This is a genomic window from Erythrobacter litoralis HTCC2594 (assembly GCF_000013005.1).
Classification (GTDB): domain Bacteria; phylum Pseudomonadota; class Alphaproteobacteria; order Sphingomonadales; family Sphingomonadaceae; genus Parerythrobacter; species Parerythrobacter litoralis_A.
The window spans coordinates 1,588,818-1,610,549 of record NC_007722.1 but is presented as its reverse complement, the minus strand read 5'-3'; the positions used below and the strand labels follow the sequence as shown (position 1 = coordinate 1,610,549).

At 62.7% G+C, this 21,732-nt stretch carries 18 protein-coding genes and 1 tRNA gene; 9 read left to right on the top strand and 10 right to left on the bottom strand.

Annotated features, from left to right (window positions below; genetic code table 11):
- Positions 1–2: 2 nt before the first annotated feature.
- The gene (locus tag EL2594_RS07690; RefSeq protein WP_041685189.1) at positions 3–1,952 is read right to left on the bottom strand and encodes a lytic transglycosylase domain-containing protein; all 1,950 of its coding nucleotides are present in this window, start codon (positions 1,950–1,952) and stop codon (positions 3–5) included.
- Positions 1,953–2,053: 101 nt separating this feature from the next.
- Here EL2594_RS07690 and dapA point away from each other — a divergent pair, with 101 nt between their 5' ends.
- A complete protein-coding gene (gene dapA, locus EL2594_RS07685; RefSeq protein WP_011414478.1) occupies positions 2,054–2,935 on the top strand; it encodes a 4-hydroxy-tetrahydrodipicolinate synthase in 882 nt (293 codons plus the stop codon).
- A gap of 13 nt (positions 2,936–2,948) precedes the next feature.
- Positions 2,949–3,443, top strand: a complete 495-nt coding sequence (locus EL2594_RS07680; protein ID WP_011414477.1) for a hypothetical protein — start codon at positions 2,949–2,951, stop codon at positions 3,441–3,443.
- On the opposite strand, the gene EL2594_RS07675 is transcribed toward EL2594_RS07680, so the two are convergent.
- Positions 3,440–4,501 (bottom strand): succinylglutamate desuccinylase/aspartoacylase family protein, encoded by a 1,062-nt coding sequence (locus EL2594_RS07675; protein WP_011414476.1) that lies wholly within the window; start codon positions 4,499–4,501, stop codon positions 3,440–3,442. The genes EL2594_RS07680 and EL2594_RS07675 overlap by 4 nt on opposite strands.
- 142 nt (positions 4,502–4,643) lie before the next feature.
- Between EL2594_RS07675 and smpB the strand changes: the two genes are divergently transcribed.
- The 6 genes from smpB to alaS all read left to right on the top strand — a co-directional run bounded on the left by smpB (position 4,644) and on the right by alaS (position 13,264).
- Complete coding sequence (smpB, locus tag EL2594_RS07670) at positions 4,644–5,126, top strand: SsrA-binding protein SmpB (RefSeq protein WP_011414475.1); 483 nt, start codon at positions 4,644–4,646, stop codon at positions 5,124–5,126.
- A gap of 158 nt (positions 5,127–5,284) precedes the next feature.
- Positions 5,285–5,875 (top strand): DUF2062 domain-containing protein, encoded by a 591-nt coding sequence (locus EL2594_RS07665; RefSeq protein ID WP_011414474.1) that lies wholly within the window; start codon positions 5,285–5,287, stop codon positions 5,873–5,875.
- Positions 5,872–8,316 (top strand): response regulator, encoded by a 2,445-nt coding sequence (locus EL2594_RS07660; protein WP_011414473.1) that lies wholly within the window; start codon positions 5,872–5,874, stop codon positions 8,314–8,316. Before EL2594_RS07665 ends, EL2594_RS07660 begins: the two co-directional genes overlap by 4 nt.
- Positions 8,317–8,465: 149 nt before the next feature.
- Positions 8,466–9,524: a recombinase RecA gene (recA, locus tag EL2594_RS07655; protein ID WP_011414472.1), complete on the top strand. Its 1,059-nt coding sequence runs from the start codon at positions 8,466–8,468 to the stop codon at positions 9,522–9,524.
- Positions 9,525–9,704: 180 nt separating this feature from the next.
- Positions 9,705–10,529, top strand: a complete 825-nt coding sequence (locus EL2594_RS07650) for a class I SAM-dependent methyltransferase (RefSeq protein WP_011414471.1) — start codon at positions 9,705–9,707, stop codon at positions 10,527–10,529.
- Between the two features lie 71 nt (positions 10,530–10,600).
- Positions 10,601–13,264, top strand: coding sequence for an alanine--tRNA ligase (gene alaS, locus EL2594_RS07645; protein WP_011414470.1), 2,664 nt, complete (start codon positions 10,601–10,603; stop codon positions 13,262–13,264).
- A gap of 7 nt (positions 13,265–13,271) precedes the next feature.
- Here alaS and EL2594_RS07640 read toward each other — a convergent pair whose 3' ends face one another.
- The 7 genes from EL2594_RS07640 to cpdR form a co-directional block, all read right to left on the bottom strand.
- Positions 13,272–13,454 (bottom strand): hypothetical protein, encoded by a 183-nt coding sequence (locus tag EL2594_RS07640; protein WP_011414469.1) that lies wholly within the window; start codon positions 13,452–13,454, stop codon positions 13,272–13,274.
- A 52-nt stretch (positions 13,455–13,506) separates the two neighbouring features.
- Positions 13,507–15,267 carry a cation:proton antiporter gene (locus EL2594_RS07635; RefSeq protein ID WP_011414468.1) on the bottom strand — a complete coding sequence of 587 codons (1,761 nt, stop codon included), beginning with the start codon at positions 15,265–15,267 and terminating at the stop codon, positions 13,507–13,509.
- Positions 15,268–15,313: 46 nt separating this feature from the next.
- Positions 15,314–16,948, bottom strand: a complete 1,635-nt coding sequence (locus tag EL2594_RS07630) for a bifunctional GNAT family N-acetyltransferase/carbon-nitrogen hydrolase family protein (RefSeq protein WP_011414467.1) — start codon at positions 16,946–16,948, stop codon at positions 15,314–15,316.
- 91 nt (positions 16,949–17,039) lie between these two features.
- Positions 17,040–18,260: an NADP-dependent isocitrate dehydrogenase gene (locus EL2594_RS07625; protein ID WP_011414466.1), complete on the bottom strand. Its 1,221-nt coding sequence runs from the start codon at positions 18,258–18,260 to the stop codon at positions 17,040–17,042.
- Between the two features lie 100 nt (positions 18,261–18,360).
- Entirely contained in the window at positions 18,361–19,056 is a 696-nt protein-coding gene (locus EL2594_RS07620; protein ID WP_011414465.1) for an NAD(P)H-binding protein, read from the bottom strand.
- A gap of 78 nt (positions 19,057–19,134) precedes the next feature.
- Positions 19,135–19,209, bottom strand: a tRNA-Val gene (locus EL2594_RS07615).
- 94 nt (positions 19,210–19,303) lie between these two features.
- Positions 19,304–19,696: a cell cycle two-component system response regulator CpdR gene (gene cpdR / locus EL2594_RS07610; RefSeq protein WP_011414464.1), complete on the bottom strand. Its 393-nt coding sequence runs from the start codon at positions 19,694–19,696 to the stop codon at positions 19,304–19,306.
- 96 nt (positions 19,697–19,792) lie between these two features.
- Here cpdR and EL2594_RS07605 point away from each other — a divergent pair, with 96 nt between their 5' ends.
- On the top strand, positions 19,793–20,737 hold the full coding sequence (locus tag EL2594_RS07605) for an N-formylglutamate amidohydrolase (RefSeq protein ID WP_049762449.1): 945 nt from the start codon (positions 19,793–19,795) through the stop codon (positions 20,735–20,737).
- Positions 20,738–20,944: 207 nt separating this feature from the next.
- Here EL2594_RS07605 and EL2594_RS07600 read toward each other — a convergent pair whose 3' ends face one another.
- Positions 20,945–21,727: a SapC family protein gene (locus EL2594_RS07600; protein WP_011414462.1), complete on the bottom strand. Its 783-nt coding sequence runs from the start codon at positions 21,725–21,727 to the stop codon at positions 20,945–20,947.
- Between the last annotated feature and the right edge of the window lie 5 nt (positions 21,728–21,732).

Here is a 21,732-nt window from a genome sequence, read left to right as displayed (position 1 = left end):
GACTACCGCAGGAAGTCCCGTGCCATGCGCGGGCGGCCCATGGGGGCGTTGTCGGGATAGAGATGCTCGTACACGGCGGCATTCTCGATCACGCGTGTGACGTAATTCTTGGTCTCGAAGATCGGGATCCGCTCGATCCACGTCACGTAATCGATATCGCCCCGGCGCGGGTCGCCATTGGAGCGCAGCCATTTGTTCACGTTGCCCGGCCCGGCGTTGTAGGCGGCGATGGCGAGCGGGTAGGCCCCGCCGTAATAGTCCATCATCCGCGCGAAATAGCCATTGCCGAGCTGGATGTTGTAGCTGGGGCTTTCGATCAGGTTGGCCTGCATGTAGCTCATGCCGAGCTTGCCCGCCTGTTCGCGCGCAGTGCCCGGCATCAGCTGCATCAACCCGCGCGCACCGGCGTGGCTGATGGCGTTTTCGGCGAACTGGCTTTCCTGCCGGCTGATCGCGTGGACCATGGTCCAGTCGACGCCCGGCGGCGTCTGCAAGCGCGGGAAACCCTGCGCTACGAACTGGTTGAGCCCGTCGGCACCGGCGGCCTCGGCGACATTGACGGCCAGGTCCCGCCGGCCGATCTCGCGGGCCAGTTCGGCGCGCAGCGCGTGTTCCTCGGGCGTATCGGCGCTCTGGGCGATTTCCTGGTAGAAGCGGATGCCGGTGCGCCAGGGCGCGCCGCGGGCGACCTCCCTGACGGCGCGCGTCAGCGAGGCGTTCTCGAACGCGGCGCGCTGTTCGAAACTCGGCTCGGGCACGGCCTTGTTTGCCAGTTGAGGGTCGCGGCCGAGCTTGCCGAGCGCGAGCTGGCCATAATAGCGATCGGGGTAGCCCGCCGCCATTTCGAAATAGCGTCGAGCCTCCGACGTTTGCCCGGCCTGCTCCGCGGCGAGGCCTGCCCAGTAGAAACCTTTCGACCGCGTCGGCGGCGTGCGTGCGGCGGCACCGTAGCGATAGAAGAGGGGCGCGGCGCGCGAACCGTCGGCGAGGTTCCACAGCGCCTTGGTCCCGCCGAGCCACATCAGCGAAGTGTAATCGTCGCGCAGGCGGTAGGACATGCCGCTGATATCGGCCCCGGCCGGAAAAATGTCGTCCACCTTGGAGGCGATGCGAATGGCGGGATCGGACCCGGCACCTTGCGCGATGCGCAGCATTTCGCCGATCATCACCTCAGGATCGAGCGCGGGCGCATCGAACTGCGGGCGATTGACGAGCAAGTCGATCGCCGCGGGAAGATTGCGGTTGGTGCGGTAATAACGCGCAAGGTTGTAGACATAGCCAGCATCGCTGCGTGCGCCGGAGGGTGCGGACAGGCCGATGCTGGAGGGCGCCGTATCCTGGATCAGCGAGAGCCGTGCCATGAAGCCGGCGCGCTCTGCAGGCGAGACGTTGTTGATCTGGCGCACGGCGGCCTCGGCGTTGCGTTGCCACAGTAGCGCGTTCATCCGCGCATCGTGATCGGCCTGGGTGAAGCGGCTGCCGTATAGCCCCATCAGGTAGGCTTCTGACGGCCCGCTCATGGTGCCGCCGCGCCACGCCTTGCGCGCTTCCTCGGCGGCTTCGGGGCGACCGACATTGGCCAGCGCCAGCGCATAGCGCCCGCGCGCGGTATTGGTCAGCGGCGGGTTCTGGTCGAAATAAGCAACCAGCCGTTCGGGTCCGATCGGCTCATCGTCGAGCGCTTCCTCGGCACGGACGCGCAGCCGGTCGGCCTGTGGAAAGTCGGGATAGGCGAGGACGAAACCGGCATATTGGTCGAACGAGAGATTATCCTGCCCTATGAGATAATCCCAGCGGTCGATCACCTGCGCCATCCGGCTCGGCTGCGCGGCCACGAGACTGGAGCGCGCACGGTCCCAGCTGGCGGCGTCCTGCGCCATGGCCGGGGGGTTGAGCGAAGTGGTTGCGAGAAGCGCTACGGCTAAAAAGGGAATACGTGTCATGCTGGACATTCTGGCCAAGCTCTCCTTATCAGGCACTGAATGAAATCCTCACCATCATAACGGTCGAGGATAATACTATATCCCAGATTGCTCAGGAAGGACCGCTTTTAATGTTTTCGGGCTCTATTCCCGCCCTTGCGACTCCTTTTCGCGATGGAGCGTTCGACGAGGCCACGTTCCGGCGGCTGGTCGACTGGCAGATTGAAAGCGGCTCCAGCGCGTTGGTGCCCTGCGGGACGACGGGCGAGGCTTCGACGCTTTCCAATGCCGAGCATCACCGCGTTATCGAGGTCTGCATCGAACAGGCGGCGGGCCGCGTGCCGGTGATCGCGGGGTGCGGCAGCAACGACACGCGCAACGCACTGCTGCACATGAATTTCTCCAAGAAAGCGGGCGCGGCTGCGGGGCTGTGCGTCGCGCCTTACTACAACCGTCCGAGCCAGGCTGGCCTGATCGCGCATTTCAGTTTCCTCGCCGAAAACAGCGACCTGCCGATCGTTCTTTACAACGTGCCGAGCCGCACGGTGACCGATATAGAAGACGAAACCGTCGTCGAACTGGTGACCAAATATCCGGACCGGATCGTCGCCATAAAGGATGCCAGCGGCGACCTATCGCGCGTCGCCGACCACCGCATGGGGATCGGGCGCGACTTCTGCCAGCTGTCGGGCAATGACGAATTGTGGCTGCCGCATTCGGCGGCCGGCGGTTCGGGCGCAATATCGGTCACGGCCAATGTCGCCCCGGCCTTGTGCGCTGAGTTTCATTCCGCGATTGCCGCCAACGAACTGGCGAGAGCGCGCGAACTTAACGACCGCCTGTTCCCGCTCCACTACGCGATGTTCAGCGACGCTTCGCCCGCGCCGGTCAAATATGCGCTCAGCCGGGTGATGGAAGAATTCACCGACGAAGTCCGCCTGCCGATCGTTTCGGCCAGCGAGGCGTCGCGCAAGGCGGTGGACGAAGCGCTGGAGCATGCCGGGTTGATTTAATCGTGGGGCGACAATGACGAATATCGTCAAAGAGTATTGGTTCTACTGGCTCCTGCCGCTGTGGTTGCTCGCCGCCTGGCAGGTTTCCGCCGGCACTCCGACTGAAGTCGACCCGCGACTGACCGAGCGAATCTACCTGTTTGACTTCGGTCTGTTCCTGCCGCTGCTGTATTTCGCCTACCTTCGCACCCGTGTGCCGCTGAAGGCCGCGATCTTGCGATCTCTGGGTATCGGTGCCGCAGGCATCGCATTTGCCGCCTGGTTGATGCCGGATGGAAGCGGGGAAATCCTGCCCTGGCTCGGATGGCTGCGCTGGACGGCGCTGCCATTGATCATCGCCATCGAACTGGCCGCCTTCGTGGCGCTGATACGCTATCTCTACGGCGAGGCCCCGCAGGAAGACCGCTTGATCGAGCAGGGGATACCTCCTGTAATCGTCAAGCTGATGTTGGCCGAGGCACGGTTCTGGAAGCGCGTTTATAGACTCCTGACCGGTCGGAAAGACTAACCTACCTCATCCTCGTCCATCAATGGTTCGGACGGGTCGTCGTCGTCGCCGGAGAGCAGCGCGTCGGCGATAGTCTCGATCCGGTCGCTGGCGCGCAGCGGGTCGGCGATCTTTGCGACATGGAACAGGGCATCGCCCTGATGGACGACGGGCAGGGTGGCATGGCCGATGACGATGCCATCGACCGGGCTCACGATCTCTTGACCGTCCTCACCAAACAATCCGGAAACCGTCGCCAGCACATCGCCTTCGTGCACCGCATTGCCCGAGGTCTTGTCGGCATGAAGGACGCCGCCGCGCGGCGCACGCAGCCAGACGGTTTTCTTCGCGTGGGCGGACTTGGAAACCTTGTCGAGCGCCACCGAATCGCCGATCAGCCCTTCGTGCGCCAGCACCCGCTTGATGCCGACCACCCCGGTCTCGATCGAAAGCGGGTCGAACCGCAGACCTTCGCCGGCTTCAAGCAAAAGCATGTCGATCCCGCGCTCCGCCGCCAAACCGCGCATCGAACCGGCTCGCAGTGGCGCTTCGATGATGACCTGCGGTCCGAAGGCTTCGGCAAGTTCCATCAAGCGGCGATTGCCTTCGGCCAATCGGATTTGCGGCAGGTTGTAGCGGTGGATGGCGGCCGAGTGGATATCGATGCCGAGCGTACAGCGTTCGATCACCTCGGTGAGGAAGACCTGCGCCAACTGGCTGGCCAAAGAACCGCTGCTGTTCCCGGGAAAGGATCGATTGAGGTCGCGCCGGTCGGGCAGGTAGCGGCTGCGGTTGAGGAAGCCGAATATGTTGGCCACCGGCACCAGTAGGAGCGTACCGGCCAGCTCCCGCGGGTCGATTTCGGCACTCAGTCTCTGCGCTATGGCGCTGCCGATGATCTCGTCGCCATGGACGGCGCCGCTCACGAAGACGGCGGGGCCTTCGGTCGCGCCATGCAGCACCTGCACACCCAGCGTCGAATTGATGCCGGTCGCCATTGTGGTGATCGGCAGGTGGACGATCGCGGACGTTCCCGGTCGCACGGCCTGGTCGCCGATGATGAAACTGGAATGGCCCATGTGGAAGTATGCCCCTGCAACGCGGTGCGTCGTTCCGGCCGATCTAGCGCGCAAGTCCCCGTCGCTGCAAATGCGTGTTTCCGAAATCCGCGCATAGCGGCCCTTTTCCTGATCGGGCGAAGCGCCTACATGCCAGCGCCTTATGGCACGCCCCAAACCTGAAACCTTCGATAAGCAGAAGACCGTCGCCGAGAACCGGCGCGCACGGTTCGATTACGCGGTCGAGGACAAGTTCGAAGCCGGGATCGCGTTGCAGGGAACCGAAGTGAAGGCCCTGCGCGCCGGCGAGGCCTCGATCGCGGAAAGCTATGCCGAAGTGAGGGATGGCGAAGCGTGGCTGATCAATGCCAACATCCCGGAATACAGCCACGGCAATCGCTTGAACCACCAGCCGCGCCGTCCGCGCAAGCTGCTGCTGCACAATCGCGAGATCGAGCGGTTGCTCGGTGCGGTCGAGCGAAAGGGCATGACGCTGGTGCCGCTGAGCATATATTTCAATTCCCGCGGCCGAGCGAAGGTCGAGCTCGCGCTCGCCAAGGGCCGGCAGGCGCAGGACAAGCGCGAGTACATCAAGGATCGCGACTGGAAGCGCGACAAGGCGCGGATCATGCGCGACAAGGGCTGATGGGCCGCCGGCAAGAATAGCGCCGTATTTCGACCCACGATTCACCCTCTGGCCATTTTGCCCCTGCTACCCATATCGCTAACCATGATCGCTTCGTCGGAAACCTGTCTCCCGCACTTGCGAAATGCCCGTCCCGGGCGCATGGGCGGGGCAGTCCGATGAGCACCAAGCGCAAGACTTTCCTGGCCGACTGGTTTCGACGCCACATGCCCTCGCGCGAGGAAATGGCCGAGAACAAGTATCTGGCACCGATCGCCCATCGCTTTCTCAGCCCGGAACTGTGGCGTTTCACGCGGCGCTCGGTTCCGCGGGGTGTCGCGCTGGGGCTCTTCTGTGCCTTCATCGTACCGCTTGGGCAGATATTCCTTGCTGCCTTCATGGCCCTGCCGGCGCGGGCAAACGTCCCGCTGGCCGCACTGGTAACCTTCGTCACCAACCCTTTTACGATTCCGTTTTGGGCCGTCGTGGCCAATCGGGTCGGGACAATCGTACTCGATATCGACCGCGAGGTCGGCGGAGCGATGATCGAAGGGCAGATGCAGAGCGAAAGCTGGCGCACGTTCAGCGGTTTCTTCGAAACCGCCGGGGTGACGGTGTTCGGTTTCCTCGTCCTGGCCATCGTCAGCGCCGCTCTTGGCTATGTCATCGCCAGCTGGTGGTGGACCCGCCGCGTCCACGCCAAGCGCGCCAAGCGGCTGCGCCAGATGGAGCAGCGGCTCGACGAACGGCTGCAGGCTGGCCGCGGATGAAGGGCTTCGACGCAGAGAGCGCAGCTGCCCGCATACCACCTTTCTGGCTGATCCTCGGTGCCGCGCTGCTGGTGAGCATCGGGGCCGTTTGGGCTCTCAGCGGGCTGGCATTGCTGACGGTCGCCTATGCCGGCGGGCTGGCGACCCTGTTGGCCCTGGTATTCACCTTGGCGCGGGTGCGTAACGAAGCGGGCGAGGCCGAGCTTGCCCCGCCCGACTGGTCGGTCACCGTCGCGGCGATCGAACGGCCCGATGTGGCGGTGGCGATTACGGACCGCGCCAACCGCCTTGTCTGTGCCAGCTCGCTGTTCGCGGAGCAGCTGGGTGTCGGCAAGGCACCGCCCAATCTCAGCGTGGACCAGCCTTCGCTCGAAGCACTCACCCGCGTCGCGCGCGAGGCCTGGCGAGACGGCACGGCATCGGTCGGGTCGGTCGCCAGTGCCGACGGTGCGCGCAGCTGGCACGTGGAGGCGCAGCGCGCCGGGCGCGGCGACGATTACCTGGTTTGGCGCTTCGCTTCGCTGGTCGCCGACGATGCGACCGGCTCGCTCGCATCCCAGCTGACCGGCGTGCTTGGCGCGATGCTGTCCCGCGCCGGGGTCGAGAGCGTGCTGATTGCGCCCGATGGAACGGTCAATGCGGCAAGTCCCGGGTTCGCCGAGCGCGCAACGGGCGATCCCAAGGCGACGCTGGCAGGCCGGGAATTCGTAACCTTGCTGCGCAGCGACGAAAAGGATCGCATCTATTTCGCGCGCGAAGGCAAGCGCGGCACGCCGCATGCGCTGGTCCATGTCCCACTCAACGATCCGGACGATCCCGCCGGTGCGAGCGCCGATGCGGCACCTTCGCTGATGCTGCTGATGGAGCAGGGCATCGCCATGGGCGCGGCAGAGGAACCTGGCGCGAGCAATGCTACGCCGCAACTGGAGGCGCTGGTCGGCGCTTTGCCACTCGGGTTGGCCATGACCGACCGCGACGGACGCTTCCTGTTCGCCAATCCGAGCTTCCTGCGCGCGATCGAGCGCGAGGAGCAGGGCCTGCCGCAATATCCGTCCGATCTTGTGGTAAAGGAGGACAAGAGCGCGCTTGCCGACGCGGTGCGGCGGTATGCGAAGGGCCCCGCCAACAGCGGGGATATGGCGGTGCGCCTGCGCACGGCGCCCGAAGAACCGGTCTCGCTCGGCCTCTCGGGCGTGCGCGGCCTCGGCGATGCGGCGGTTTTGCTCAGCCTCGCCGACAGCACGGAAGAGACCAGGCTCAAGCGTCAGGTCGCGCAGGCGACCAAGATGCAGGCGGTCGGCCAGCTCGCCGGCGGCGTCGCGCATGACTTCAACAATGTTCTGACCGCGATCATCGGCTATTGCGATCTCATGCTGCTGCGCCACACGCCCGGCGACAGCGATTACGACGATATCCAGCAGATCCTCGCCAATTCCAATCGCGCCGCCAGCCTGACGCGGCAATTGCTTGCCTTCAGCCGCCAGCAGACATTGCGGCCCGAAGTGCTGCAACTGCCCGACGTCGTGAGCGAAGTGCACCAGCTTCTCAAGCGGCTCGTCGGCGAGAAGATCGAGTTCAGCGTCCGTCATGATCGCGACCTCGGCCCTGTCCGCGCCGATCCGCGCCAGCTGGAACAGGTCATCATCAACCTCGCGGTCAATGCCCGCGATGCGATCCAGTCTCATGGCGTGGCCAACGGACGCCTGACGATGGCGACGCGGCGCGTATCGGCCAGGGACGTGCGCGGTATGGGCTCCGACATCCTGCCGCTGGCGGACTATACCGCGCTGATCGTGCAGGACACGGGAGGTGGCATTCCGGAAGATGTGCTGCCGAAAATCTTCGAGCCGTTTTTTACGACCAAGGAGCAGGGGAAAGGCACGGGGCTGGGCCTCTCGACGGTTTACGGGATCGTCAAGCAATCGGGCGGCTTCATCTTTGCCGACAATGTGGCCGGGCCGGGCGGCAAGGCCACCGGCGCGCGTTTTACGATCTATCTACCGGTGCATCATGGCGAGGTACCGCAAGCCGCCCGCGAAGAAGACGCGCCTCCTGCCAGCGAGTGGTCGGGAGGAGCACGGCTTCTGCTGGTCGAAGACGAGGACATGGTTCGCACCGTGGCCGAGCGCGCGCTGACGCGGGCAGGCCATACGGTAACCTCTTGCGCCGACGGTGAAATGGGCTTTGCGGCGATCGCCAATGGCGGTGCATTCGATCTCGTCGTCTCCGATGTCGTGATGCCGGGGATGGATGGCCCGGCAATGGCGCGCGCGATTCGCAAGGTCGCGCCCGACATCCCGATCCTGTTCATGTCGGGCTATGCCGAGGAACAACTGCGCAAGGATATCGACATCCACAATATGCACTTCCTTCCCAAACCCTTCAGCGTGCAACAGATCTCGCAGAAAGTCGCGGAAGTGCTGGGTGCAAAGACGCGCTAGAGCACAAGCGGCCGTCGCCTGCGGCCGACCTGTTTGATCCGATACAGAGAAAAAATTTCGTTCCCCCCTTGTTCCACCAGAACAAAAGCGATACATGATGTGTGTCGATAAGGGGAAATGGCCCCTAGGCAAGCGAGGGAGACAATGCGATGTCCGCCAATCTGAAGCTGGTTGAAAAGGAAAACAACGTGGACCGTCAGAAGGCGCTTGACGCAGCACTCGCCCAGATCGACCGCGCGTTCGGCAAGGGCTCGGCGATGAAGCTGGGTTCGAAGGAAGCGATGAATGTCGAAGCGATTTCGACCGGGTCGCTCGGGCTGGATATCGCGCTTGGCATCGGCGGCCTCCCCAAGGGCCGCGTGATCGAAGTCTATGGCCCGGAAAGCTCGGGCAAGACAACGCTCGCGCTGCACGCCATCGCCGAAGCCCAGAAGGCCGGCGGGACCGCTGCCTTCGTCGATGCCGAGCATGCGCTCGACCCTGTCTATGCCAAGGCACTGGGCGTCGACATCGATGAATTGATCGTCTCGCAGCCCGATACCGGCGAGCAGGCGCTCGAGATTACCGACACATTGGTGCGTTCCAATGCAGTCGATATCCTCGTCGTCGATTCGGTCGCCGCTCTGGTTCCGCGTGCGGAGATCGAAGGCGAGATGGGCGACAGCCACGTCGGCCTGCAGGCCCGCCTGATGAGCCAGTCGCTACGCAAGCTGACCGGCTCGATCAACCGTTCCAAGTGCATGGTGATCTTCATCAACCAGCTGCGCATGAAGATCGGTGTGATGTACGGCAACCCCGAGACGACGACGGGCGGAAACGCGCTCAAGTTCTACGCTTCGGTCCGGCTGGACATTCGCCGTACCGGCCAGATCAAGGACCGGGACGAAGTGGTCGGCAACTCGACCCGCGTGAAGGTTGTCAAGAACAAGGTCGCCCCGCCGTTCAAGCAGGTCGAATTCGACATCATGTATGGCGAAGGCATCTCCAAGATCGGCGAAATCCTCGACCTCGGCGTCAAGGCCGGGATCGTCGAGAAGTCCGGCTCCTGGTTCAGCTACGACAGCATCCGGATCGGGCAGGGGCGCGAGAACGCCAAGACCTATCTCAAGGAAAATCCCGAGATTTGCGACAAGTTGGAAGCCGCCATTCGCGGTAAAACCGACGAGGTCGCCGAGGAGATGATGACCGGTCCTGACGCTGAGGACTGAGGCACGCTTCTCAAGCGGGTGCCCCACTTTGCAAAGGGCACCCGAACACATGGATCGCCGGCGCGGATGCCCCCGAAATCCGCGCCGGCTTTTCCTTTCACCAAGCTGTTCACGGCTGGCGTTCATGGCTTCCCCAAATGAACCAGAGCATTTACTTGGGCGGTGAGGGGAAACTGGCACATGACAGACAAGGCCGCCTGGGAAGGCGATACCGGCAGCGTCTGGGCGAAACATTATCGCCGCACGGACCGCAGCTTCTCCGGGTTGACCGACCGCTTGCTGGGCGCGGCCAGCGCGAGGCGCATCACACGCGCACTCGATGTCGGATGCGGCGCCGGGGAACTGTCGCTGGCGCTCGCGCGTGGGCACCCGCACGCACAGTTTATCGGCCTCGATGTCAGTGAAGCGCTCGTCGCAGTCGCCCGGCAGCGCGGCGAGCATCTGGTGAATGCACAATTCGAAGTCGGCGATGCTTCGCGGTGGCGCGATGCCGATTTTCACCCCGATCTGATCGTATCGCGGCATGGTGTGATGTTCTTCGACGATCCCGCGGCTGCCTTCGCGCATTTGCGTAGCATCGTGACCGACGATGGTCGCTTGGTCTTCAGTTGTTTCCGCGATCTTCAGGAAAATCCATGGGCCTCGGACGTTGCACGGATGGTGCCGGTCGATGCCGAGCCGCCACCATCGGCTTACACGCCCGGCCCCTTCGCCTTTGCCGATCGCCAGTTCGTGCATTCGCTGCTGGCCGATGCAGGATGGCAGGACATTGCATTCGAACCTGTCGATTTCGCCTATGTCGTCGGCACCGGCGAAGAGGCCATCGAGGACGCGATGACACACTTTTCCGTAATCGGCCCGGCTGCCAAGCTCGCTTCGAAGCTGGACGATGCCGCGAAGGATGAGTTCCGGAGCAGGCTCCGAGTCTATCTCGAAAGACACGCGGACGATGGGCTGGTTGCGTTGAAGGCATCGGCATGGATCGTGACAGCAAAGAAAAGCTGATATCGGGCATCGGGATTGCCGCGCCGCATTCCCCGCTTGTCCGATGCGCCTTCACGCCCTAATTCGCGCGCATGCAATCGACCAACGACATTCGTCGCAGCTTTCTCGACTATTTCACCGGTGCCGGTCACGCGGAAATCGCGTCCGCACCGCTCGTGCCTTATAACGATCCCACGCTCATGTTCGTCAACGCGGGCATGGTGCCGTTCAAGAACGTCTTCACCGGCCTCGAAACCCCGCCGGCTCCGACCGCCACCAGCTCTCAGAAGTGTGTCCGCGCGGGTGGTAAGCACAATGACCTCGACAATGTCGGTTATACCGCACGGCACCACACATTTTTCGAAATGCTGGGCAACTTCTCGTTCGGCGATTACTTCAAGGAACAGGCAATCGAGCATGCCTGGACCCTGCTCACCAGGGAATGGGGTATCGATGCCGCGCGCCTGACTGCGACCGTCTACCACACGGACGACGAGGCTTACGATTTCTGGAGAAAAATCGCTGGCCTGCCGGAAGAGCGCATCATCCGCATCGCCACCAAGGATAACTTCTGGGCGATGGGCGACGATGGCCCATGCGGTCCGTGCTCGGAGATCTTTTTCGACCACGGCGACCATATCTTCGGCGGTCCTCCCGGCTCGCCGGAAGAAGACGGCGACCGGTTCGTCGAGGTGTGGAACCTTGTCTTCATGCAGCATGAGCAGACCGGTGGCGAGATCACCGGGGATTTGCCCAACAAGAACATCGACACCGGCATGGGTCTCGAGCGCATCGCCGCGGTCATGCAGGGCGTGCATGACAATTACGATACCGACACGTTCAAGGAACTGATCGGCGCTTCCGAGGGCCTTACCGGAGTCAAGGCTGAGGGCGACCAGGCCGCCAGCCATCGCGTGATCGCGGACCACCTGCGTTCGACCAGTTTCCTGATCGCCGACGGCGTCCTGCCCTCCAGCGAGGGACGCGGCTATGTCCTGCGCCGCATCATGCGCCGCGCCATGCGGCATGCGCACCTGCTGGGTGCGAGCGAGCCGCTGATGCATCGGCTCGTTCCTGCGCTCGTCACGGAGATGGGTCAGGCGTATCCCGAGCTTACGCGCGGCCAGGCACTAATCGAGGAAACGCTCGAGCGCGAGGAAGCCCGTTTCCGCCAGACGCTGGAGAAAGGCTTGCGCCTTCTCGACGATGCCACCGGCGACATGAGCGAAGGCGATACGCTCGACGGCGAAACGGCGTTCAAGCTCTACGATACTTATGGCTTCCCCTACGACCTGACCGAAGATGCGCTGCGGCCGCGCGGCATCGCGGTCGACGAGACGGGCTTCGCCTCCGCCATGCAGCGTCAGAAAGACGCTGCGCGCGCCGCTTGGAAAGGCTCGGGCCAGGCCGCCGACAGCGAGGTCTGGTTCGACATTGCCGAACGCGAAGGTGCGACCGAGTTTACCGGCTACACTTCGACCAGCGGCGAAGGTCGCGTGGTCGCGCTTGTCAAGAACGGCAAGGAAGTCGACAGCGCATCGGCGGGCGACGAGGTGGTGATCCTCACCAATCAGACACCGTTCTATGGCGAAAGCGGCGGACAGACCGGCGATGCCGGTACCATGTCGACGCCTGACGGTGTAAAAGTGGAAGTCACCGACACCGGCAAGCCGCTTGGGCGGCTGCACACGCACCAGGCCAAGATCCAGAGCGGCACGGTGCTTAAAGGCGACACTCTACATCTCGATGTCGACGTCGATCGGCGCGACCGGGTGCGCGCCAATCACTCGGCGACACATCTCGTCCATGCTGCATTGCGCAATCGACTCGGCGAACATGTAACGCAGAAGGGCTCGCTGGTGGCGGAGGACCGGCTGCGGTTCGATTTCTCGCATCCCAAGCCGCTGAGCGAAGATGATATTGCGGCCATCGAGGCCGAAGTGAACGAGGAAATCCGTGCCAATGAAACGGTAACCACGCGCCTGATGAGTCCGGACGACGCGGTCGATGCGGGGGCGCTCGCGCTTTTCGGCGAGAAATACGGCGAGGAAGTGCGCGTGCTCAGCATGGGGCGCCGAAGCAAGGAAGGCCGTAACTATTCCGTGGAGCTCTGCGGCGGTACTCACGTGCGCGCAACGGGCGATATCCAGCTGTTCCGGATTATCTCCGAAAGTGCGGTAAGCTCGGGCGTGCGGCGTATCGAAGCGCTTACGGGCGACGCCGCACGGCAATGGCTTGTGCGGCGCGAGGAAGCGCTCAAATCCGCCGCTAGTGCGCTGCGGACCAATCCCGAAGAGGTGGCGGAGCGCGTGGCGGCGCTGCTGGACGAGCGAAAAGCGCTCGAGAAAGAGCTGGCCGACGCGAGGAAGCAGCTTGCGCTTGGCGGGGGTGGTTCGCAAGTCGCTCAATCCCAAGATGAAACGATCGGCGATGTTACATTCAGCGGTCAGGTGATCAACGGGCTAAACCCCAAGGATTTGCGCGGACTTCTGGACGAAGCCAAACAACGCATGGGATCGGGCATCGCAGCCATCTGTGCGGTCAACGAGGGGAAAGCTGCCTTCGCTGCTGCCGTTACCGACGATCTGACCGACCGCTACAACGCCGTCGATCTGGTTCGTGCGGGGGTCGAAGTCTTGGGCGGGAAAGGCGGCGGCGGCCGTCCGGACATGGCGCAAGGCGGTGGCCCGGATGGCTTGAAAGCCGAGGCGGCGCTCAACGCGGTGCGCGAGCGATTGGCCAGCGCCGCCGCCTGATGCGCTATCAGGCGCTGGGGGTTTTTTTCGTCACTCCGCTCGAGCCCTGTTCGATATCGTATCCTTCGGTATCGCCGGGCTTGCCGCGCTTTTCGGTCGGCGCCTGATCCTTGAGCGGGCCCTTCACATTTTGCGGCTTGAACTTCTCGTCATTCGAAATCGGTTTGGTGGGGTCGGTTTTGTCGGCCATAAAATCCTCCTTTCCCTTCCAACGCACAGCCGCATGAAAAGGTTCGGAGAAATCACCCCTGGATCGAACTCGTGCGCAATTTCGGTCGTTCGGCAAGGCCTGCGTCCCGCTGGATCTTGTCGCGGAACTCATCGCGCTTGGCATGGATCGATGCGATGACCGGCCCCATGGGCACACCGATGTCTGCGAGCACCGCCTCGGACAGCTGCAGCGAGCTTTCGAGCGTCTCCGGCACGGCGTGGCTGGCGCCTGCTCGGTAAAGATCGGCCGCATGCTGGCTGTCACGAGCGCGGGTGACGATCAACAGATCGGGATATGCCTTGCGCAATTTGCTGGTCAGCCGGTCGGTTAGAACGGGCTCGTCCATGGTCAACACCACGGCGGGTGAGTTCTCCACGCCAAGCTTGTCGAGCGCATCGCCCCGCGCGGCATCTCCGTAAACGGCGCGATAGCCGCGGCGGCGGGCTCGGGCGATCAGGTCGGCATTGCTATCGATGGCGACATAGGGGCGCTCGTGTGCTTCGAGCATGTCCGCTACAAGCATGCCGACGCGCCCGACGCCGATGATGATCACGCGCGGCTCGTCGCTTTCGCCGACATCAAGCGACGGGTTCGGCTCGACCCGCCGTGCAATGACGCGCCCCAGCATGGCGAGCAAAGGTGTGATCGTGAGGCCGATGGCGGTCACGATCTGCCAGAATTGCTGTGTGCCGGGCTGGATCAGCATGGCCGAACCCGCCGCCGAAAGCACGATCAGTGTCGTTTCCGAGGGGCTGGCCATCAGCACGCCGGTTTCGGCCGCAGTGCTGCGACGTGCGCCCATCAGGCGCAGGAGCGTGCCCGTGACAATCGCCTTGAACACGAGCACCAGGACGACGGCGGTGAGAATCGGCCAGAGGTTGTCCCAGATGCTGGCGAGATCGATACTCATGCCAACGGTGATGAGGAAAATTCCCAGAGCCAGTCCCTTGAACGGCTCCATGATCGATTCGACCTCGCCGTGATACTCGGTTTCCGCGATCAGCAGGCCGGCGATCAACGCGCCGACAATCGGCGAAAGGCCGGTAACCCCGGTTGCCAGGCTTGATCCGATTACGACCAGCAGGGACGCGGCGAGAAACAGTTCGGGGCTCTTCGTGCGCGCGGCCTGGGCGAACAGACGGGGCAGCGCGATCCGGCCGAGGACCAGCAAGGCCACGATCACCAATCCACCCTGCCATAATGTATCGACAAGGCCGGTGACACCGTCGCTCTGCGCGAAGGGCGCGAGAGCACCAAGGATAAACACGATCGGGACGATCATGATATCTTCGAACAGCAGCATGGAGAGCGCCGCGCGGCCGACCGGAGTCTTCGTGCCGGAGATCGGGAGGACGATCGCGGTCGAGGAGAAGGCGAGAGCGAATCCCAAGGCCAGCGCACCGACCCAATACTGCCCCATCATGGCCAAGACCGCAGCGGCACAGGTGCCGATCACCAGCAGTTCCATCGCGCCAAGTCCGAACACCAGCTTTCGCAACGTCCACAATCGCTTGAAGGACAATTCCAGTCCGATCGCGAACAACAGCAATATGATGCCGAACTCCGCGAAGGGATCGAGCCCTTCGGGATCGGATATCGTTATGTATTCGAGCCAGTCGTATTCGTAGACCCATGCGCCAAGGCCGAATGGCCCGACCAGCACGCCGATCAGGATGAAACCGATGACCGGCGTTATCTTGAAACGGGTGAAGACCGGAATGACGATCCCCGCCGCACCAAGGATTACGAGCGCGTCCTGCAAAATCGGGGAGGGGGAGAGTTCACCGGCCATGCACCCCCTATAGCGCGCCTGCCGAACAGGTCACGTCGCGAATGGCCTATCCTCCACGACCGCCGTGCGGCCCTGCCGATGGTGCTTCGCTGTCCTCGCCGATCCGGCCCGAAACCTGGCCCACACGTTTGTCCCACTCGATCTGGTAGAGATCGAAGCGACGGTCGGCGAGATTTTGCACGGTCCCTTCCGCGCGCGCCCAACTGAGATCGGCGAGATTGACGTCGCTGATGGTGAGGGTTTCGACGTTCTCGCTCGCCTCCGCCGCGATGCCGTCGCGTGCGAACGGAAAGTCGCACGGAGTCAGGATGCAGCTTTGCGCATACTGGATGTCCATGTTGGCGACATTCGGCAGGTTGCCGACATTGCCGCTCATCACGACATAACACTGGTTCTCGATCGCGCGGGCCTGCGCGCAATAGCGCACCCGCATGTAGCCCTGGCGACTGTCGGTGCAGAAAGGCACGAAGATGATCCGCGCGCCTTCGTCCGTCAAGCGGCGGGCAAGCTCGGGAAACTCGGAATCGTAGCAGATGAGGACGCCAATCGGGCCGCAGTCGGTCTGGATCGCATCGATGCTGTCGCCGCCCTTGATATTCCACCAATAGGCTTCGTTCGGCGTCGGGTGGATCTTCTCTTGCGCGTGGACCGAACCGTCGCGCAGGCAGACATAGGCGACATTGTGGATGTCGCCGTCTTCCATCCGGGTGGGATGCGATCCGCCGATGATGTTGATGTTGAAATTGAGCGCCATCTCGCTGAGCCGCGTGCGCAGGCGCGGCGTGTAGCGGCTGAGAGCCTCGATCGATTCGGCAGGACCCAGCTCCTTCTCTTCTGCCGAAAGCAGCATCAGCGTGAAGAGCTCCGGAAAGACTATGAAGTCCGCTTCGTAGTCCGCTGCAACGTCGACGAAATATTCGATTTGACGCATGAATTCGTCGAAGTTTGCCACGGCGCGCGCCTGCAACTGGCAGGTGGCGATACGCACGCTTTCGACATCGCGCGGCACGCGGTGCTTGGGCGGGGAATCGCTGTCGACATAGGGATTGCGCCACACCATGCGTACGGCATTGGCCTTGGACGCCTTGTCTTCCGGCAGATAATTCTCGAGCACGCCCTCCGGCTCGAAACCATTGGCAAGCTGGAAGCGCAGGACAGGGTCATGCAATTTTCCTTGCAACAGCATGTCGAGATAGTCCTGCGGCGTTTCGGCGCGGTTGCGCTTGCGGCGGGTCGCGCGCGCGAAACCCGGCATGCGCCCGCCGAAGACTATTCCGGTCAGATCCAGCCGCTCGGCCAAGGCGCGGCGCTCCTCGTAGAGTCGCCGACCAATGCGGGTACCGCGCGTCTTGGGATCGACGCACATTTCATAACCGTAAAGCCAGTCGCCCTTGGCATTGTGGCGGCTGCCGAAGCCGTTGCCGGTTACCTCGTCCCAGGTGTGGTTGGAGAAGGCGACACGTTCCGATAATCGCATCGAGGCACAATAGCCCACCAGCTTGCCGTCGAGCTTGGCGACGAAGCAGCCTTCGGGATAATTGTTCAACTGCCCACGAATCTCGCCATGGGTATAGGCCGGCATATCGTCATACACGCGCCGCACGAGGTCGGCGATCGCGCGTACATCCTTGAGTTCGGCCTGCCTGATCTCGAGGCGCGCCTTGGTGCGGTTATCGGTCATGGTGGTGTGATAGCGCCCGGAATCACAAGGGGCGACCCGCCGTTGCAAGCCGCCCTTGGATCATGCTGGGAAGTTCCTGGCGTTCCGAAGCTCAACTCCAGTTCGCCATCTCTTTCTCGAGATTGGTCACGATGGCCTCGAAGAACTGCTCGGTAGTGAGCCAGTTCTGGTTCGGGCCGATCAGCAGCGCCAGGTCCTTCGTCATGTTGCCGCTTTCGACTGTCTCAATGCAGACACGCTCGAGCGTTTCGGCGAAACGCACGACATCGGGCGTGTCGTCGAACTTGCCGCGATACATCAGGCCGCGGGTCCAGGCGAAGATCGATGCGATCGGGTTCGTCGAAGTCGCCTTGCCCTGCTGGTGCTGGCGATAGTGGCGCGTGACCGTGCCGTGGGCGGCTTCCGCTTCGACGGTCTTGCCGTCAGGCGTCATCAGTACCGAAGTCATCAGGCCGAGCGACCCGAAGCCCTGCGCAACGGTGTCCGACTGGACGTCGCCGTCGTAGTTCTTGCACGCCCATACGAACTTGCCGTTCCACTTCATGGCAGCGGCCACCATGTCGTCGATCAGGCGGTGCTCGTAATGGATGCCGGCCTTCTCGAACTTGTCCTTGAATTCGGCTTCGTAGATTTCCTCGAACAGGTCCTTGAAACGGCCATCGTACTTCTTGAGGATGGTGTTCTTGGTCGAGAGATAGACTGGCCATCCGCGATCCAGACCGTAGTTCATGCTGGCGCGGGCAAAGTCGCGGATCGACTGGTCGAGATTGTACATCGCCATGGCGACGCCGGAGCTTTCGAACTCGAAAACGTCGATGTCGATGTTCTCGCCGTCCGCACCTTCGAAGACGAGGCGAAGCTTGCCCGGGCCGGGGATAAGCGTGTCCTTGGCGCGATACTGGTCACCGAATGCATGGCGACCGACGACGATAGGGTCGGTCCAGCCGGGGACGAGCCGCGGCACGTTGTCGATCACGATCGGCTCGCGGAAGACCACGCCGCCCAGGATATTGCGGATTGTGCCGTTGGGGCTGACCCACATTTTCTTGAGATCGAATTCTTCGACGCGGGCTTCGTCCGGCGTGATGGTAGCGCATTTGACGCCGACGCCGTGTTCCTTGATCGCGTTGGCGGCATCCACGGTGATCTGGTCGTCGGTTTCGTCGCGACTTTCGATCGAGAGGTCGTAATACCTCAGGTCCACATCGAGATAGGGCAGGATCAGCCGCTCGCGGATCCACTGCCAGATGATCTTCGTCATTTCGTCGCCATCGAGCTCGACGACCGGGTTCTTGACCTGGATTTTCTGCATGTCTGCCTGTTGCCTCTCTTGGGGAGTTTCAAAGTTGGGCGCGCTTTAGCAGAGGCGGACGTTCGCGCAAGGGAACGCGGCTTTCTGCCGCCGCGTGCAATCAGGCGGGCAAAAGCTCCTCGACCAGTGCGGCGGGCGCTTCGAGGTCTTCCTCTTCCGGCGCAGCGACAAATGGTTTTGCGCGCACGTGCAGGTCGTGTTCAACGCAATCGAGCATGAAATGAGCCAGATCGGCGCGGCGGGTACGCAACGTGCCTTCGGGCAGGTCGTTCATCGCGGTCTTGAACTCTCCCGTATGCGGTCTGTCGAGCAACCAGCCCGGGCGGACAGCCGTCCAGTCGATATCCGGCTCCCTGCCCAGCAGCATCTCCATATTGGCCATCTGGCTGAAAATGCGCGAAAGCGGTGCGATCGAGGCTTCGAACCACGCCGGGATAGTGACATTCGGGTCGGCAAAGGCAGCGGAAATGGCGAGCAGCCGGCGTACGCCGGCCCCGCGCATCGCGATGCATATATTGCGCGTACCCTCGGTATAAAGCGGTGGCGGATCGAGCAGTGTTCGCGGATCGCGCCCCAGGCCGATGGCCGAGATAACGGCATCTACGCCTTCGACCACATCGCCAAGATCGTCATCGAGCAGGTCAACCGCTCGCGGCTCGAAATCCGAATGGTCGCAGAAACCGTCAGGAAAATCTCGCTCGGCGCCGCGCACCTTCCAGCCGCGATCGAGCGCCTGCGCGAGAATTTCGCGACCGGTGCCCCCGCTCGCGCCGAATAAAAGGAGGGTTTTGCTCATGCGATCTCAACGGGCGGGAGCACCATTCGGTCCGGGTCAAAAACGAAAAAGCCCACCAAGTGGCGGGCCTTTCTTCGATGGTGGGCGTAGGAAGAGTTGAACTTCCGACCCCTGCAATGTCAATACAGTGCTCTACCACTGAGCTATACGCCCGAACCATCGGAATGCCATGTCTCGGTCGGGACCGTGTCCGGCAAGGCGCGGCATTTAGCGACGCCTTCCGGCAGGTGCAAGACCTAAACGCGGGTCAGACCGTGGCTTGTTCGCGTTCCTCGAAAACGCGGTCCACTTCCATCACCAGATCGCGCAGGTGGAATGGTTTCGATAGCACCTTGGCACGCGGCTGATCCTTGCTCGCCTTGAGCGAAACTGCTGCGAAGCCGGTAATGAACATCACCTTGGTATGCGGGCTGACCTCGTTGCAGCGTTGCGCCAGCTCGATGCCGTCCATTTCCGGCATGACGATGTCCGACAGAAGCAGGTCGAAATGCTGGGATTCAAGTTTCGGCACCGCGGCCGTACCGCGATCGACCGCGACCACATCGTACCCGGCGTTTTCGAGCGCCTTGGCGAGATAGGTCCGCATGGCCTCCTCGTCTTCTGCCAGCAGGATGCGACGCGAGCTGTTGTGTTGTTCCATGGCGCTGCCTTTAGCCCAGATCGCTTAAGAAATCTTTGGCTTTGCCGCATCCGGCCTGCTTTGACACAGGTTGATTTCCCGTCCAGCACGGTAGCAATGGTGACTGACACAGCAAGTGAGGCGCCCGAAGCGCCGGACATTCCCACGATCCCGGGTTCGGCACATCCTGCCTATCGTGCACAAGTTTCTGAAAAACCTGAATTACCGGTTCTGATTGCAGTGCCGCACGCCGGCAGGGTGTATCCCGAATCGATCCGCCAGCGCATGCGCAGTCCCGAATATGCGATGAAGCGGCTGGAAGACCGTATGGTCGACAGGCTTGCAGAAGCGATCGTTGCCGAAACCGATGCGCCGCTCATCGTCGCATATGCGCCGAGGGCGATGCTCGATCTGAACCGTGCGCCGGATGACATGGACTGGTCGATGGTCGCCGGAGCGCGTGACAGGGGGCGAGGGAACTCCCGCGCAAATCGCCGCGCGCGCAGTGGGCTCGGCCTGGTCCCCCGCCGCCTGCACGGATTGGGCGAGATCTGGCGCGATCGGCTGACGCAGGCCGATCTGGATGCCAGGGTCGAAACGATTCACGAACCCTATCACAGGGCTGTCGCCGATACGCTATCGCACCTGCGGCGGCGCTGGGGTGCGGCGCTGTTGCTGGACCTGCATTCGATGCCGCCACTCAAAAAGCGCCACCCCGACGACAAGCCGGCCGAATTCGTAATCGGCGACCGCTTCGGCGCATCGTCTCACGGCAGCCTGACGGCCGCAGCATTGCATTTTCTCGGGCAACAGGGTCGGCGAGTGGCGCACAACCGGCCGTATGCCGGGGGTTACGTGCTGGATCGACATGGCAAGCCTTCGGTCGGCATCCACGCCATGCAACTGGAGATCTGCCGCTCGCTCTATCTCGATGCGCGGCATGAGGAGCCGAGTGCGCGTCTGCCGGCTTTGGCGCGAATGCTCGCCGGGCTGGTCCAGACCCTGGCTGCAGAAGTCGTACCCCCTGCGCGCGATCATGGCCTGCCGCTCGCCGCCGAGTGACGGCGCTAGTTCTCGCCGGTAAACGCTAAGCCTGAAACGAAAAAACCACCTCGCGCTGGAGTTTGCACGAGGTGGCCAAGGTTCAGGGAGGAAGTGCGCCTGAGCGCACTATCCGGGCGGGCGATGAGGGGGGTGCCCACCCAGACAATACCAATGTCGGTATCAGGGGCATCCGATTCAAGAGCCGGACGCCCCCGAGAAACGCACTTACGAAGCGGCTGCCTCGACCGGCTCCGGAACCTGGCCCATGTTGACCTGGCGGGCGAAGATCGCGCGCATCAGGTCGAGCGAGAACAGATGGGCGAAGATCAGTGCGACCATGCCGTTCTTGTTCCAGGTCTCCAGCGTTTCGCCTGCCACTTCGCGCAGCTTTTCCTGATTGACCATCTGGAACCCACGATAAACGTAGGGCTTGCCGGGAAATTCGGTTCGCTCGATCGAAATCTCGCCGTCCATCAGCAGGTCGTGCTCCTTGAGCTGGTCGACGAATGCCTTGGTCCGCAGGCCGGCTTCTTCGAACTTCTCGCAGAAGTCTAGGATGCCTTTGGTGGTGTCGGTGGTCGCGCCGTCTTCGGTAAACAGCGGCTGGCCTTCATCGAAGTCACCGATCGTGCCTGCAGTCGGGTCGAAACACAGCGAGAGATCGTCGCTGTCCTGATTGAGCTTGGCGAGCAGGAAGGGATAGCGACGGATGTAGGCCGGGAGATAGACCGGGTCGTTGACCTTGCCTTCTTCGTCGACGAAGGTGTTGACGCCTTCATTGAGGCCCATCAGCGCCAGCGGCAGCGGGTTTTCGCCCGAGCTGAACACGATCGGAAAATCGCGCTGCGCCTGTACGAACTCGTCGACGGTAAGCGGCACGGCATGCTGCTTGGCAAGCCACTTTGCGGTTTCCATCGGCTTGGACTTGTAATTGCCGTGATCGCGCGTGTTGAGCGGCATCAGGTCGTTATAGAAAAGGGGCAGGCTGGGCTGCGGCGCGCTGGCCATGGATA

What these genes read in the sequence shown, in the direction of transcription:
- cpdR (WP_011414464.1), bottom strand. Translation starts at nt 19,696, where the DNA reads ATGGAACAACACAACAGCTCGCGTCGCATCCTGCTGGCAGAAGACGAG.
- smpB (WP_011414475.1), top strand. Translation starts at nt 4,644, where the DNA reads ATGGCACGCCCCAAACCTGAAACCTTCGATAAGCAGAAGACCGTCGCC.
- EL2594_RS07650 (WP_011414471.1), top strand. Translation starts at nt 9,705, where the DNA reads ATGACAGACAAGGCCGCCTGGGAAGGCGATACCGGCAGCGTCTGGGCG.
- EL2594_RS07600 (WP_011414462.1), bottom strand. Translation starts at nt 21,727, where the DNA reads ATGGCCAGCGCGCCGCAGCCCAGCCTGCCCCTTTTCTATAACGACCTG.
- EL2594_RS07635 (WP_011414468.1), bottom strand. Translation starts at nt 15,267, where the DNA reads ATGGCCGGTGAACTCTCCCCCTCCCCGATTTTGCAGGACGCGCTCGTA.
- EL2594_RS07620 (WP_011414465.1), bottom strand. Translation starts at nt 19,056, where the DNA reads ATGAGCAAAACCCTCCTTTTATTCGGCGCGAGCGGGGGCACCGGTCGC.
- recA (WP_011414472.1), top strand. Translation starts at nt 8,466, where the DNA reads ATGTCCGCCAATCTGAAGCTGGTTGAAAAGGAAAACAACGTGGACCGT.
- EL2594_RS07660 (WP_011414473.1), top strand. Translation starts at nt 5,872, where the DNA reads ATGAAGGGCTTCGACGCAGAGAGCGCAGCTGCCCGCATACCACCTTTC.
- EL2594_RS07675 (WP_011414476.1), bottom strand. Translation starts at nt 4,501, where the DNA reads ATGGGCCATTCCAGTTTCATCATCGGCGACCAGGCCGTGCGACCGGGA.
- EL2594_RS07630 (WP_011414467.1), bottom strand. Translation starts at nt 16,948, where the DNA reads ATGACCGATAACCGCACCAAGGCGCGCCTCGAGATCAGGCAGGCCGAA.
- EL2594_RS07665 (WP_011414474.1), top strand. Translation starts at nt 5,285, where the DNA reads ATGAGCACCAAGCGCAAGACTTTCCTGGCCGACTGGTTTCGACGCCAC.
- alaS (WP_011414470.1), top strand. Translation starts at nt 10,601, where the DNA reads ATGCAATCGACCAACGACATTCGTCGCAGCTTTCTCGACTATTTCACC.
- EL2594_RS07640 (WP_011414469.1), bottom strand. Translation starts at nt 13,454, where the DNA reads ATGGCCGACAAAACCGACCCCACCAAACCGATTTCGAATGACGAGAAG.
- EL2594_RS07605 (WP_049762449.1), top strand. Translation starts at nt 19,793, where the DNA reads ATGGTGACTGACACAGCAAGTGAGGCGCCCGAAGCGCCGGACATTCCC.
- EL2594_RS07680 (WP_011414477.1), top strand. Translation starts at nt 2,949, where the DNA reads ATGACGAATATCGTCAAAGAGTATTGGTTCTACTGGCTCCTGCCGCTG.
- EL2594_RS07625 (WP_011414466.1), bottom strand. Translation starts at nt 18,260, where the DNA reads ATGCAGAAAATCCAGGTCAAGAACCCGGTCGTCGAGCTCGATGGCGAC.
- EL2594_RS07690 (WP_041685189.1), bottom strand. Translation starts at nt 1,952, where the DNA reads ATGTCCAGCATGACACGTATTCCCTTTTTAGCCGTAGCGCTTCTCGCA.
- dapA (WP_011414478.1), top strand. Translation starts at nt 2,054, where the DNA reads ATGTTTTCGGGCTCTATTCCCGCCCTTGCGACTCCTTTTCGCGATGGA.